Origin of the sequence: Pseudomonas sp. Cab53 (genome assembly GCF_018325965.1) — a bacterium.
In the GTDB taxonomy this organism is placed as follows: Bacteria; Pseudomonadota; Gammaproteobacteria; order Pseudomonadales; family Pseudomonadaceae; genus Aquipseudomonas; species Aquipseudomonas chlororaphis_E.
The window spans coordinates 5,946,920-5,960,982 of record NZ_AP021902.1 but is presented as its reverse complement, the minus strand read 5'-3'; the positions used below and the strand labels follow the sequence as shown (position 1 = coordinate 5,960,982).

The 14,063-nt window shown below is 61.6% G+C and carries 13 protein-coding genes; 8 read left to right on the top strand and 5 right to left on the bottom strand.

From position 1 onward, the window contains the following. Nucleotides 1-135: 135 nt before the first annotated feature. Together hemB and ppk1 are read left to right on the top strand one after the other, a co-directional pair. Nucleotides 136-1,149: a porphobilinogen synthase gene (gene hemB, locus KI241_RS26320; RefSeq protein ID WP_042731154.1), complete on the top strand. Its 1,014-nt coding sequence runs from the start codon at nt 136-138 to the stop codon at nt 1,147-1,149. 17 nt (nt 1,150-1,166) lie between these two features. Further along, nucleotides 1,167-3,383: a polyphosphate kinase 1 gene (gene ppk1 / locus KI241_RS26315; protein ID WP_042731155.1), complete on the top strand. Its 2,217-nt coding sequence runs from the start codon at nt 1,167-1,169 to the stop codon at nt 3,381-3,383. 225 nt (nt 3,384-3,608) lie between these two features. On the opposite strand, the gene ppx is transcribed toward ppk1, so the two are convergent. Continuing rightward, nucleotides 3,609-5,111, bottom strand: coding sequence for an exopolyphosphatase (gene ppx / locus KI241_RS26310; protein ID WP_042730916.1), 1,503 nt, complete (start codon nt 5,109-5,111; stop codon nt 3,609-3,611). A gap of 356 nt (nt 5,112-5,467) precedes the next feature. Here ppx and KI241_RS26305 point away from each other — a divergent pair, with 356 nt between their 5' ends. From KI241_RS26305 to KI241_RS26285, 6 genes are all read left to right on the top strand, one after another. Then, on the top strand, nt 5,468-6,118 hold the full coding sequence (locus KI241_RS26305; RefSeq protein WP_042730917.1) for a DUF1120 domain-containing protein: 651 nt from the start codon (nt 5,468-5,470) through the stop codon (nt 6,116-6,118). 366 nt (nt 6,119-6,484) lie between these two features. Next, complete coding sequence (locus KI241_RS26300; protein ID WP_042730918.1) at nt 6,485-7,141, top strand: DUF1120 domain-containing protein; 657 nt, start codon at nt 6,485-6,487, stop codon at nt 7,139-7,141. Nucleotides 7,142-7,326: 185 nt separating this feature from the next. Continuing rightward, nucleotides 7,327-8,025 (top strand): fimbria/pilus chaperone family protein, encoded by a 699-nt coding sequence (locus KI241_RS26295; RefSeq protein ID WP_080922107.1) that lies wholly within the window; start codon nt 7,327-7,329, stop codon nt 8,023-8,025. Next, entirely contained in the window at nt 8,025-10,028 is a 2,004-nt protein-coding gene (locus KI241_RS26290) for a fimbria/pilus outer membrane usher protein (protein WP_244868246.1), read from the top strand. The genes KI241_RS26295 and KI241_RS26290 overlap by 1 nt, the downstream gene beginning before the upstream one ends. Then, the gene (locus KI241_RS27915; RefSeq protein ID WP_244868245.1) at nt 10,025-10,627 is read left to right on the top strand and encodes a fimbria/pilus outer membrane usher protein; all 603 of its coding nucleotides are present in this window, start codon (nt 10,025-10,027) and stop codon (nt 10,625-10,627) included. Before KI241_RS26290 ends, KI241_RS27915 begins: the two co-directional genes overlap by 4 nt. 10 nt (nt 10,628-10,637) lie before the next feature. Beyond that, complete coding sequence (locus tag KI241_RS26285) at nt 10,638-11,102, top strand: hypothetical protein (protein WP_152622940.1); 465 nt, start codon at nt 10,638-10,640, stop codon at nt 11,100-11,102. 3 nt (nt 11,103-11,105) lie between these two features. On the opposite strand, the gene KI241_RS26280 is transcribed toward KI241_RS26285, so the two are convergent. Genes KI241_RS26280 through KI241_RS26265 form a run of 4 tightly spaced genes read right to left on the bottom strand, consistent with a single transcriptional unit; the run spans nt 11,106 to nt 13,963 of the window. Beyond that, nucleotides 11,106-11,843 carry an amino acid ABC transporter ATP-binding protein gene (locus KI241_RS26280; protein ID WP_042730920.1) on the bottom strand — a complete coding sequence of 246 codons (738 nt, stop codon included), beginning with the start codon at nt 11,841-11,843 and terminating at the stop codon, nt 11,106-11,108. Beyond that, on the bottom strand, nt 11,830-12,480 hold the full coding sequence (locus KI241_RS26275) for an amino acid ABC transporter permease (protein WP_042730921.1): 651 nt from the start codon (nt 12,478-12,480) through the stop codon (nt 11,830-11,832). The genes KI241_RS26280 and KI241_RS26275 overlap by 14 nt, the downstream gene beginning before the upstream one ends. Next, nucleotides 12,473-13,156, bottom strand: a complete 684-nt coding sequence (locus KI241_RS26270) for an amino acid ABC transporter permease (protein ID WP_212803138.1) — start codon at nt 13,154-13,156, stop codon at nt 12,473-12,475. Before KI241_RS26270 ends, KI241_RS26275 begins: the two co-directional genes overlap by 8 nt. Before the next feature lie 21 nt (nt 13,157-13,177). After that, on the bottom strand, nt 13,178-13,963 hold the full coding sequence (locus KI241_RS26265; RefSeq protein ID WP_042730923.1) for a transporter substrate-binding domain-containing protein: 786 nt from the start codon (nt 13,961-13,963) through the stop codon (nt 13,178-13,180). Nucleotides 13,964-14,063 lie beyond the last annotated feature (100 nt).

The following is a 14,063-nucleotide window of genomic DNA, read 5'->3' as shown; positions in this document are numbered from 1 at the left end:
TGTCTCGACGTGAACATTTCCTACAACGACAATAACTGCGACGACAGGTCACAGGTGCACACAATTGTCATACGTTCGTCATAATGGCCGCTTATAACTGTCACGCTCGCCCGTCAGCGGGCTCAGGAGTCTGCCGTGAGCTTTACCCCCGCCAATCGTCTGTTCCCTGCCACCCGCCTGCGTCGCAATCGCCGTGATGAGTTCTCTCGTCGGCTGGTGCGTGAAAACGTGCTGACCACCGACGACCTGATCCTGCCGGTGTTCGTGCTGGACGGTGAGAACCGTCGCGAAGCGGTGGCGTCGATGCCCGGCGTGGAGCGGCTGACCGTCGACCTGCTGCTCGAAGCGGCTGCGACGTGGGTCGAACTGGGCATTCCGGCGCTGGCGCTGTTCCCGGTCACGCCCTCTGGCCTCAAGTCCCTGGACGCCGCCGAGGCGTGGAACCCGGACGGTATCGCCCAGCGCGCGACCCGTGCCCTGCGGGCCCGCTTCCCGGAGCTTGGGGTGATCACCGACGTGGCGCTGGACCCGTTCACCACCCACGGCCAGGATGGCATCCTCGACGAAGACGGTTATGTGCAGAACGACATCACCGTCGATGCACTGGTCAGGCAGGCGTTGTCCCACGCCGAGGCCGGTGCCCAGGTGGTCGCGCCGTCGGACATGATGGACGGACGGATCCAGGCGATTCGCGAAGCCCTCGAGGTGGCCGGCCACGTCAACGTGCGGATCATGGCCTATTCGGCCAAGTACGCCAGCGCCTATTACGGCCCGTTCCGCGACGCGGTCGGTTCGGCCCTGAACCTGGGTAAGGCCAACAAGGCCTCCTATCAGATGGACCCGGCCAACAGCCATGAAGCCCTGCACGAAGTCGCGGCCGACTTGTCAGAAGGGGCAGACATGGTCATGGTCAAGCCCGGCATGCCCTACCTCGACATTCTTTGCCGGGTCAAAGACGAATTCAAAGTGCCGACCTTTGTTTATCAGGTCAGCGGCGAGTACGCCATGCACATGGCCGCGATCCAGAACGGCTGGTTGAGCGAAGGGGTGATCCTCGAATCGCTGACCGCTTTCAAGCGCGCAGGCGCCGATGGCATCCTGACTTATTTCGCCGTGCGCGCCGCCCAATTGCTACGAGAGCAGAAATAGCCTCCCAGGAACTTGCGATGAATACCGAAGGACTCTCTGAAGTTGCCGTAAAAGACGCTCAACCGGTGGTCGAGCAAATCGCCGAGACACCACCGCAGATGGAGCCCGCTCCGCCTGCGGCCACCGAGCCCGCCCCGGCCCCGGCGATTGCGATCCCCAACCTGGATGACAGCAGCCTGTACATCCACCGCGAGCTGTCGCAACTGCAGTTCAACATCCGCGTGCTGGAGCAGGCGCTGGACGAGTCCTATCCATTGCTGGAGCGCTTGAAGTTCCTGCTGATCTTTTCCAGCAACCTGGATGAGTTCTTCGAGATCCGTGTCGCCGGCCTGAAGAAGCAGATCACGTTCGCCCGTGAACAGGCCGGTGCCGATGGCCTGCAGCCGCACCAGGCCCTGGCGCGTATCAGCGAGCTGGTCCACGGCCAGGTGGACCGCCAGTACGCGATTCTCAACGACATCCTGTTGCCGGAGCTGGAGAAGCATCAGGTCCGCTTCATTCGTCGGCGCAACTGGAACACCAAGATCAAGACCTGGGTGCGCCGCTATTTCCGCGACGAGATCGCGCCGATCATCACCCCGATCGGCCTCGACCCGACGCACCCATTCCCGTTGCTGGTCAACAAGAGCCTGAACTTCATCGTCGAACTGGAAGGCATCGACGCCTTCGGTCGCGATTCCGGCCTGGCGATCATTCCGGCGCCGCGCCTGCTGCCACGTATCATCCGTGTACCGGAAGACGTGGGCGGGACGGGCGACAACTATGTGTTCCTGTCGTCGATGATCCACGCCCACGCCGATGACCTGTTCCAGGGCATGAAGGTGAAGGGTTGCTACCAGTTCCGCCTGACCCGCAACGCCGACCTGTCGGTGGACACCGAAGACGTCGAAGACCTGGCCCGCGCCTTGCGCGGCGAGCTGTTCTCCCGTCGCTACGGTGATGCGGTGCGCCTGGAGGTGGCCGACACGTGCCCGAAACACCTGTCCGATTACCTGCTCAAGCAGTTCAACCTGCACGAAACCGAGCTGTATCAGGTCAACGGCCCGGTCAACCTGACCCGGTTGTTCAGCATCACCGGTCTGGACAGCCACCCGGAACTGCAATACCTGCCGTTCACGCCGCAGATCCCGAAACTGCTGCAAAACAGCGAGAACATCTTCAGCGTGATCAGCAAGCAGGACATCCTGTTGCTGCACCCGTTCGAGTCGTTCACGCCGGTGGTCGACCTGCTGCGCCAGGCCGCCAAGGACCCGCACGTCCTGGCGGTGCGCCAGACCCTGTACCGCAGCGGCGCCAACTCGGAAATCGTCGACGCCCTGGTGGACGCGGCGCGCAACGGTAAGGAAGTCACCGCGGTGATCGAATTGCGCGCGCGCTTCGACGAAGAGTCCAACCTGCAACTGGCCAGCCGTCTGCAAGCGGCCGGTGCGGTGGTGATCTACGGCGTGGTCGGTTTCAAGACCCACGCCAAGATGATGCTCATCCTGCGCCGCGAAGCCGGGGAGATCGTGCGTTACGCTCACTTGGGCACCGGTAACTACCACGCCGCCAACGCCCGCTTGTACACCGACTACAGCCTACTGACCTCGGACGATGCCTTGTGCGAGGACGTCGGCAAGTTGTTCAGCCAGTTGATCGGCATGGGCAAGACGCTGCGCATGAAGAAGTTGCTGCATGCGCCGTTCACCCTGAAGAAGGGCATGCTCGACATGATCACCCGGGAGACGCAGTTCGCCCTGGATGGCAAGCCGGCCCACATCATTGCCAAGTTCAACTCGCTGACCGATCCGAAGATCATCCGTGCGTTGTACAAGGCCAGCCAGTCCGGCGTGCGCATCGACCTGGTGGTGCGGGGCATGTGCTGCCTGCGGCCGGGCATCCCGGGGGTGTCCCATAACATCCATGTGCGCTCGATCATCGGGCGCTTCCTGGAGCACACGCGGGTGTTCTACTTCCTCAACGGAGGCGAGGAGCAGATGTTCCTGTCCAGTGCCGACTGGATGGAGCGCAACCTCGACAAGCGAGTCGAGACCTGCTTCCCGGTGGAGGGCAAGAAGCTCATCCTGCGGGTCAAGAAGGAGCTGGAAAGCTACCTCACCGACAACACCCACAGCTGGAGCCTGCAGTCGGACGGTCGCTACATCCGCAACACGCCAACCGGCAACCAGAACCCGCGCAGCGCCCAGGCGACGTTGCTGGAGCGCTTGAGCAGCCCGGTGTTGACGGTTAGCTAGAGATTTGCTGGAAGGGGGGCAGGCTCAGCTTTTCGTGGCGAGGGAGCTTGCTTGTGGCGAGGGGATTTATCTGTGGCGAGGGGATTTATCCCCGTTGGGCTGCGCAGCAGCCCTAAAGCCTGAGTCTGCGGTACGTCAGATTCACCGAGGTCATTTCACCAGGGGCTGCTTCGCAGCCCAGCGGGGATAAATCCCCTCGCCACAGAGGTTCCCGTCGCCGCAGGATCAGTGGATGTTCAGCACAATCCCCACCCGGGTCAGCCACTCGGCTTCCTGGGCGAAGTCGGCTTGGGTCAGCTGGTTTTCTTCCAGCCAACCGTCGGGGAACATCACGTCCAGCTGATCGCCGTCGGCGCGCAGGGCCACCTGGGGCATGGCCTGGGTGCCGCGGATGTGGTGGAACAGGATCGCGAAGCGCAGCAGCACGCACAGGCGAATCAGCTTGATGCCGTCATCGCCGAACTCGGCAAACTTATCCTTGGGAATGTTGCGCCGGTGCCCACGCACCAGCAGCGCGAGCATCTGCTGGTCTTCCCGGGAGAAGCCCGCCAGGTCCGAGTGTTCGATCAGGTAGGCGCCGTGCTTGTGGTAGTGATAGTGGGCGATGTCCAGGCCCACTTCATGGACCTTGGCGGCCCAGCCCAGCAATTCGCGCCAGACGCCGTCGTTCAGGTCCCAGTCGTCAGCCACCTGGTCGAAGGCGTGCAGCGCCTTGCGTTCGACCCGCACGGCCTGTTCCTGGTCCACGTGGTAGCGCTCCATCAGCGAGCCCAGGGTGCGCTCGCGGACATCCTCATGGTGATGCCGTCCCAGCAGGTCGTAGAGTACGCCCTCGCGCAGGGCGCCCTCGCAGTGGTCCATGCGTTGCAGTTCCAGGGCATCGAAAATCGCTTCGAGAATCGCCAGGCCCGCCGGGAAAATCGCCCGACGGTCGGGCTTGATGCCTTCGAAATCGATCTTGTCCGACTCGCCGAGCTTGAACACCCGGCGCTTGAGCCAGGCCAGGCCCTCGGCATTGACCTCGCCTGCGCCATGGCCGCCGGCCTTGAGGGCCAGGCCAATGGCGCGGATGGTTCCGGAGGAGCCGATGGCCTCGTCCCAGGTCAGGCGGTGCAAGGCGTGTTCGATGCTCATGATTTCCAGGCGCGCCGCCGTGTAGGCTTGGGCATAGCGGGCCGGGGTGATCTTGCCGTCGCGGAAATACCGCTGGGTGTAGCTGACGCAGCCCATCTGCAGGCTCTCGCGCAGCAGCGGCTCGAAGCGTTGGCCGATGATGAATTCGGTACTGCCACCGCCGATGTCCGCCACCAGGCGCTTGCCCGGGGTGTCGGCGAGGGTATGGGAGACGCCCAGGTAGATCAGGCGGGCTTCCTCTCGGCCGGAAATGACTTCCACCGGATGGCCGAGGATCTCTTCGGCGCGGCGGATGAACTCGCCCCGGTTGCGCGCTTCGCGCAAGGCGTTGGTGCCGACGATCCGCACGGCGCCCAGGGGCATGCCGTTGATCAGTTGGGCAAAGCGCTTGAGGCAATCGAGCCCGCGCTGGATGGATTCTTCGCTCAGCTTGCGCTCTTCATCGATGCCGGCGGCCAACTGGACCTTCTCGCCGAGCCGCTCAAGAATGCGGATTTCCCCGTTCTGGGCTTTGGCGACGACCATGTGGAAGCTGTTGGAGCCCAGGTCTATGGCAGCGATCAGGGACAGATTCTTGGCTTGGGATGGCGGCATGGGCAAAAAGTCTCGGTCGATAACCTTGCCATCCTGCCACGATCGACCGTCGCCGCCAACGGATGCTGCCGGGTTTCGGTGGGTGACAGTTTTCGCCGTTCGCAAGAAATTTACGTAGGAAAGTCTCATCTGTTTCATATGGGGTAGAGCTTTCCTACGATTGGCGATGATGTTTCCTGCTTATCTTTAAGGGTTTTTTTTCGATACTTTCGCCCGGCAATTTCGCCGTGATGCAGTTGTGGCCTCTTCTCAAATTCAGGATGAAACTCCACAAAATGTTTACATGTGGCTGGAATAAGGAAGTTCCGGGCGTTGCAGGATTGACATCAAGTTGATGATGTTTGAAGGAAGCGGAAATGAAAAATAGTTTTGCGTTGGCGGCAGTCGCTGTAATCGCTTTGGCCTGCACTTCCGTGCAAGCGGCTGATTTGCAGGTGACGGGCAATATTTCCCCGGGCAGTTGCTCTCTGAATATCCCTACTTTGGCTGTCGATTATGGGCGAATCAGTGCCAATGATCTGAGCCCCGTCAATTACACAAGGCTGGGCAAGTTGAGTACGCCGTTTAACATTACCTGTGACGGCCCGACCCTGGTGGGGTTGAGTGCTGCCGATAATCGGGCCGCCAGCAAAGAGCACATGGCAATGACGGTGATCGATCCCTGGTTAGCCTTGCCAATCAACTGCTTTGGGTTGGGCGCCAGCGCCGATGGTGGAAAAATCGGTGCCTTCAGCCTGCATGTTCGTAACTATTCCGTGGATGGGAGCACCGATTTCGAAACCATCTCGCAAGCGGGTAATACCTGGTTCGAGGCAGATGACATTATGCGGAGTAAACCTGATCGTATTCTCACTTGGTCGGCTATTGGGGCCAGAAGCCCGCACCTTCTGACAACGGTCACGGGTGAGTTCCAGATCGAAGCGGCAATCAACAATACGACTGAGCTTGTGGTGAGCGACGATCTCCAGATCGATGGAAATGCGACGCTAGAACTGACCTACATTTGACGTCAATTCCAGTCCCGCTTCCGGGGCTGGTTCTTTGCAGGGTTTGCGTTGAAGCGTATTGCCCAAAGGGAACAGGGCTGGTCTACACCTGCTCTGATGCTGCATGAACGATGATGGCCACCAACGGGTGCGGCTGAGTTTCTGGCGGGCAACGGTTATCTATAAGATATTTATGTAGGAAAGTTTCTATGGTTTTGTAGTTGGTAGAAGTTTCCTACGATTCATGATGATGTTTCCTGCTTATCTTTAGGGGCTTTTTCCAGATACTTTCGCCCGGCAATTTCGCCGTGAAGTTAGTTGTTGCATCGTTGAAGTGTCGATGTTGCATGACTGACATCAAGCTGATGTGATTTTAAGGGAATTGATATGAAGAATAAGTTTGGACTGGCCGCAGTCGCTGTTCTCGTTCTGGCGTGCACTCATGCCCAGGCGGCTGATTTGCAAGTGACAGGTAGCATTGTTCCGGGCAGTTGCTCTCTGAATATTCCTACGACGGCTGTCGATTATGGGCGAATCAGCGTCAAGGACTTGAGCCCGGTCAATTACACAAAGTTGAGCAAGCTGAATACGGCATTCACCATCGTCTGTGACGGGCCGACGCTTGTCGGTTTGACCGCCAACGATAACCGGGCGGCTAGCAAAAAGCATGAAGCCATGGAGGTCATCGATCCAGGTCTTGCTTATCCACAAAATAGTTTCGGCCTGGGCGCGAACGCCGACGGCGAGAAAATTGGTGCCTTCAGCCTGCATGTTCGTAACTATTCCGTAGACGGGGACACGGACTTCAAGACGATCTTGTCCGCAGTGGGGTCGGGCGGCTGGATCAACGCTGGGAACTTTTTGCGCAGCGTGCCCAGTTACATGCTCTCGTGGTCTACGAGCAGTGCCACGACTCCCCACCTTTTGACAACAGTCTCCGGCGAGTTGGAAATCGAGGCGGCGATCAACAATACGACTGAACTGGTTGTGCGCGAAGACCTGCAAATAGATGGCAGTGCAACGCTGGAGTTGACTTACATCTGATGAAACGGCCAGCCCCGTTCCAGGGGCTGGCTCCTTGCAGGCACATGGGCTCTGCGCCGTCGATGGATGTGGACGATCAGGTCCGGCATCTGGATGTGGCCGTTTCGAGCCCGATTATTCAAACCCTATAGATCGCTCCACGAACGTCGTTTCGTGGTGGGAGAGCGTGTGTGTTGGATTTCTCAATGAAACTTGGATCGACCCTGCGAGCAGTGCTGTGCCTGGGCTGCTGTGCAGCGGGGCCGGCCATGGCGGCCGGCATGCAGCCGGAAACCACGGTGGTCATTTTTTATGAAGAGCATGGCCAGGCCCATATCAACGTCACCAATACGGATGCCGGCCCGACGCTGCTGCATTCGAAAGTCGAACACATCCCCGAAGACCCCGAGTTGTCGGTGATCGTGACGCAGCCGGTGGTGCGGGTCGACGCCGGGCAAACGCAGTTGATCCGTCTGGTCGGGGCGTTCACGGAACCGCTCAAGACCCAGCGCTACAAGCGTGTCACCTTCGAAGGGATTCCGCAGAAGAAGCTCGACGGCGGGGCCACCGTCGGGATCAACATCCGGCATAACCTGCCGCTGATCATTCATCCCAAGGGCTTGCCTCGGCATTCGGCACCGTGGGAGCTCTTGAAATGGACCGTCGAGGGCGAAAACCTGGCGGTCCAGAACGACAGCCCCTACGTCGTGCGTTTGTCTGAGCGGGTGCAGTTGAACCCGGCCAACGCCTCTGTGGCCCTGCCGCGCACTTACGTCTTGCCGGGCGAAACCTTGACGGCCGAGCTCAAGGCGCCCGTGTCCGCCGTCACGTCGGTCACGATCCAGCCCGCGACATTGTATGGGTTTGCGATTGGCAACTTCGATGCGCCGGTCGTGAGTCGATGATGAAACTCATGCATGCCACGCCTTGCCCTGGCTTGCGCAACGGTAATGGTCAATGGGGTGTCGCAGGAACGGGCAGCGCCCGTTGGTCGCATGGCCTGGCCTTGTCCGCAGTGATCTGCTGGAGCGCCAGTAGCCAGGTGTACGCGCAGGATCAAGGCTCCACCGAACGCTCATTTGCCCAGTTCGATACCTCGATTCTCTCGTCCCGAGGGATCGATCCTCGCGTTTCGGATTACTTGCGGGCCACGCCACGTTTCCATGAGGGGGCACAGGTGGTCAGCCTGCGGGTCAACGGCAATCCGCTGGGCTTGACCGAGGCGCGGTTCGATCGCGAAGGCGCGTTGTGCTTCACCCGCAGCCTGCTTGAGAAGGCCGGCGTGCAAGTGCCTGCCGCGATCATTGGCGGGGCAGGGGTGGGCGACCAGGCCTGCCATGATTTCCTGGCGCGGTTCCCCAACACGGTCGTCAGCCTGCTTCCCGGTCGCGAAGAGGTTGCGTTGGTGGTGCCGAGCGAGGCATTGCGAGAGCCGGGGTTTGCTGAAGGCGCCTTTTCCCAGGGCGGTCTGGCTGGCCTGCTCAATTACGATGTGCTGGGCCTGGATAGCCAATCGAGCTCGGGCGGTGGCAATCGCTATCTGTCCGCGGCCACGGAGGCTGGCGTCAACCTGGGGGACTGGATCGTGCGCAGTCGCCAGCTCTACACCTCGATCAACGGGGTGCAACGCAGCGAGCACCTGTACGCCTATGCCCAGCGCGACGTCCTGGCGTTGCAATCCACCTTCCAGGCCGGGCAGCTTTCCAGCAACAGCCCGGTGTTCGGAGGGGTGCAGTTTTCCGGTTTCCAGTTTTTCCCCGACGGCGTCAAGCGCGGCGAGGGTTCCGGCGGGGCCGTGGTGGAAGGGTTGGCCCTGAGCCAGTCCCGTGTGGAGGTCCGCCAGTCCGGTGCGTTGATTTATACGACACTGGTTCCGGAAGGCCCCTTCACCCTCAGCCACTTGCCGCTGCTCAACGGCACCAGTGATCTTGACGTGAGCGTGATCGAAGAAAACGGCGCAGAGCAGCGTTTTGTCGTGCCGGCGGCGTCTTTTCGCGGCATGACGCCCGCTCAGTCGGGCTATTACCTCTCCCTGGGCCAGGCGCGTGGGGCGGGGAAGGGGGAAGGTGAGCAGCCGTTACTGGCGATGGGCAGCGCAACCTGGGGCATCGGGCGCGGCGCGGCGTTGAGCAGCGGTTTGGTGGGGGCGCAGAATTATCAGGCGGTGGGCCTCGGGCTCGACACGCGCCCCATGGACAATCTCGCGCTCGGCGCGCGGGGCAACGTCTCCCATGACAAAGCCAGCGGCAGGTCGGGCGCGCGTAGCAGTCTTTCGCTGGGCACGTCATTGGCTGACAGCCTTGACCTGTCACTCAGCGTGACCCGGCAGACGCTAGGGTATCGCGAGGTCTCGCAGCTCCACTCCGTCGGCAAGGAGGACGATCGGCAGGACTTCTACGCGTCGCGTTTCAAGGACCAGTACACGGCCGGGCTCAACTGGTTCGATCCGGCGCTGGGTGGTTTCTCGCTGGGTTACACGCAGTCATCGCAGTTCGATAACCAGACGTATGCACGCTTGTACGGCTCGTGGAACAAATCGTTCAAGCACGCGAATGTGAGTGCCTACGTTGACTCAGCAATGGGCACGTCAAGCGCCTACGACGATGGCGTGTCGGTCCGCCTGCAGGTCAGCGTGCCGCTGGGCAGGGACCGACGCGCTCGTTCGTCTCTGACCCATCAGGGCAGCCGTTCCACCCTGGGAGCTGCCTACACTGAGCGCATAAGCGACTTTCTCAACTATGAAGTGGGGCACGAGCAAGGGCTGAACCATCCGAACTCCCAGACACGCGGCAGTCTCAACGCCTTGCCGCGCTACACCCAGGTCGGGCTCGGCGCCAGCCAGGACCGTTTCAGCACGCATTACAACGGTTATCTCAGGGGGGCGTCGTCGCCCATGGGCAAGGGGTGACCTTTTCTCCTTACCGAATCCAGGAAACGTTCGGCGTCGTATCTGTGGAAGGCGTTCCCGGAGCCCGGATCAACACGCCGCAAGGCCCGGTATGGACCGACTCGCAGGGCCGGGCGGTGATTGCCAGCTTGCCTGCCTACAACAACAGTCGTGTCGAGGTGGACACCCGGTCACTGCCCAGGCGCGTGGACATCCAGAATGGCACCAAGGTGCTGAGCGCCGGGCGTGGCTCGTTCAATGCCGTCGATTTCTCCGTGCTCAACGTGCGCCGGCTGCTGGTCCAGGCCCGTGACGAAAGCGGCGCGGCACTTCCACAGGGCGTCTCGGTGCTGACGACCAATGACGACTTCCTGACCAGCGTGGCCGGCGAAGGCCTGATTTTCCTCAGCGATATCAATGAGCAGCAGGCCCTGAAAGTTGCGTTGTCCGGCTCCAGGACGTGCCAGCTTCAATTCGAATTCATGGAAAACAATGATGAAGACCTCCCTTATGAGACCGCTTCGGCGGTCTGTCGCGACTTTTCGGCATCCGAGGCAATGGCTTCTAGCGAGGAGCCTGTGTTGCCTGGGTCTGCTGTTGGCGAACCCAGCGAAGGCTGAGCAATGCAGCGTGTCGCTGAGCCAGGACCGGCTCGATTATGGCCGCCTGCACCAAGGCCAACTGCTGGTCGAGCAGCCGGGCCAGGCAGAGCTGGCGCTGGGCAAGCGAACCTTGAACCTGAATGTGGTCTGTGCCGAGCCCACCACGATGGCCTTGCGTTTCGACAGCCCTGGGGCCGGGCCCGAGGCCTTCAGCCTGGGGCTCCACGGTCATTTCACGATCAGCCTCACGCGGCCCCGGCTGGACGGGCAGGCTGTCGAGCTGTTCCAGGGGCGTGCCCGCACCCTGGAGCAGGGCAGCCGTCTATTGCCCGGACAGACACTGGTTGCCCGGCAGGGCGGAGGGCCTGTCCGGGGGCGGATGTTTTCCGCGCAGGTCGAGATCGAGACCTACTTGCCCGCCAGTGCGGCCCGGGTCCGTGATGAGACGTCGATCGATGGCCGCGGGCGCTTCGAGCTCGTGCCGCAGCCCTGAACGTCAGGCGGCCGGTTCCACGGTGCCGATGAAATTCGCCAGCTCCGCCGTCTGCGGAGCGGCGAACAACACCTTGGGATCGCCCACCTCATGCACCTTGCCCTGGTGCATGAACACCAGTTTGTCGCCGACCTCCCGGGCAAAACGCATCTCGTGGGTGACCATGATCAGCGTCATGCCCTCCTGGGCCAGTTGCCGCACCACGCTGAGCACTTCGTTGACCAGCTCCGGGTCCAGGGCCGAGGTGATCTCATCGCACAGCAGCACTTTCGGCGACATCGCCAGGGCACGGGCGATCGCGACCCGTTGCTGCTGGCCGCCGGACAAGCGTTCCGGGAACGCATCGAATTTTTCGCCGAGGCCGACCCGTTCGAGCATCTGGCGCGCCAGTTCGGCCGCCTTGGCCTTGGGCACTTTCTGGACGACCTGAGGCGCGAGCATCACGTTCTCGCCGACCGTCAGGTGCGGGAATAGGTTGAATTGCTGGAACACCATGCCGACTTTCTGCCGCAGGCTGCGCAGATCGGCGCGGGCCGCATCGAGGTATTCGCCGTCCACTTCGATCACGCCATCGTTGATCGACTCCAGGCCGTTGAGCGTGCGCAGCAAGGTGGATTTGCCCGAGCCGCTGCGACCGATGATCGCCACCACCTGGCCTTCCTCGACACTCAGGTCGATGCCCTTGAGCACGTGGTGATCGCCGTAGTACTTATGCAGGGCGGATATTCTAAGCAGAGGCATGCAGTCTCCTTTCCAGGTAGCGCGCACTGAGGGACAAGGGGTAGCAGAGCAGGAAATAACCGAGGGCCACCAGGCCATACACCATGAACGGCTCGAACGTGGCGTTGGCGAGCATCCCACCGGTCTTGGTCAGTTCGGTGAAGCCGATGATCGAGGTGACGGCGGTGCCCTTGACCACCTGCACCGAAAAGCCCACGGTCGGCGCCACGGCAATGCGCAGAGCCTGTGGCAGGATCACGTAGCGCAACTGCTCCAGGCGGTTGAGGGCCAGGCTCGAAGACGCTTCCCACTGGCCATTGGGGATTGCCTCGACGCAGCCGCGCCAGATCTCCGCCAGGTAGGCGCTGGTGAACAGTGTCAGGGCGATCGCCGCCGCCATCCACGGCGAAATCTCCACCCCGGCCAGGGCCACGCCGAAGAACACCAGGAACAACTGCATCAACAGCGGTGTGCCTTGGAAGAGTTCGATGTAGGTACGGGCGATGTTGCGCGGCAGCGCATTTCTGGAAATGCGCAGCACCATGACCAGCAAGCCGATCACGCCGCCCCCGATGAACGCCACCAGCGACAGCGCCAGGGTCCATTGCAGGCCGGTGAGCAGGTTGCGCACCACGTCCCAGAACGTGAAGTCACTCATGGCCGGCCCCCGCGCTGTTCCGGTACAGGCACTGGCGGCCGATCCAGTTCAGGAACTGGCGGATCAACAGCGCCATGCACAGGTACACCAGGGTCGTCAGGGCGTAGGTTTCGAAGGCGCGAAAGTTGCGCGACTGAATGAAGTTGGCAGCAAAGCTCAGCTCTTCGGTGGCGATCTGCGAACACACCGCCGAGCCGAGCATCACGATGATGATCTGGCTGCTCAGGGCTGGCCAGACCTTGCCCAGCGCCGGCAGCAACACCACGTGCCGGAACGCTTCGAAGCGGCTCATGGCCAGGGCCGCGGCCGCTTCCAGTTGCCCCTTCGGGATCGCCTGGATACCGGCGCGGATGATCTCGGTGGAATAGGCGCCGAGGTTGATCACCATCGCCAGCACCGCCGCCTGCCATTCGGAAATCTGCAGGCCCAGGGACGGCAAACCGAAGAAGATAAAAAACAGCTGCACCAGGAACGGCGTGTTGCGGATCAACTCCACGTATACGCCGAAGATCGCCGCGAACGGGCGAATGTTCCACGCCCGCACCACGGCCCCGACGATGCCCAGGCCGACCCCGAGCAAGGCACCGATGGCCGTCAGTTCCAGGGTGAACAGGGCGCCGCGCACCAGCAACTCAGTGTTTTGCACCACTGGCAGAAAATCGAACTGATAAGCCATGCTCAGTCTCTCAGGCGACGATCAGAGATCGGCCGGCAGCGGCTGCTTGAGCCAGGTCTGGGCGTTTTTCTCCAGGCTGCCATCGGTCTTGGCGGTGGCGAGGATCTGGTTGACCTTGTCCAGCAACGCCGGCTCGTTCTTGTTCACGCCCACGTACACCGGGGAGTCCTTGAGTTTGACTTTCAAGGCCGGGACCCGCTTGGGGTTGCGTTCGCTGATGGCGACCATCACCACGTTGCCGCTGGCGATCAGGTCCACCTGGCCGGCCAGGTAGGCGGCGATGGTCGAGTTGTTGTCTTCGAAGCGCTTGATGGTGGTGCCTTCGGGCGCGACCTTGGTGAGCTCGATGTCTTCGATGGCGCCGCGGGTGACGCTGATGGTCTTGCCCTTGAGGTCATCCAGGCCATTGATCGGCGCATCGGGTGGGCCGAACACCGCCAGGTAGAACGGCGCATAGGCGCTGGAGAAATCGATGACCTTCTCGCGTTCAGGGTTCTTGCCGAGGCTGGAAATCACCAGGTCGACCTTGCCGGTGGTCAGGAACGGAATACGGTTGGTGCTGTTGACCGGGGTCAGTTCCAGCTTGACCTTGAGCTGGTCGGCCAGCAGCTTGGCGGTGTCGATGTCCAGGCCACGGGGCTTCATGTCCGGGCCCACCGAACCGAACGGCGGGAAGTCCTGCGGTACGGCGACCTTGAGGGTGCCCCGCTTGACCACGTCTTCCAGGCCGTCGGCGTGGGCGGGTAGCTGGCAGAGCATCAGGCTGGCAAACAGAGCTGTGAGCAGGGCGCTGCAACGCTGAATCATGGCGAATCTCCGCAATCGGTGATGTGATTTCTGCGTTCGGACAGAGCACAGGCCATGCCAAGGCGCCTTTTCAGCCGCCCAGGCCGCGGTTTTGCTGGTG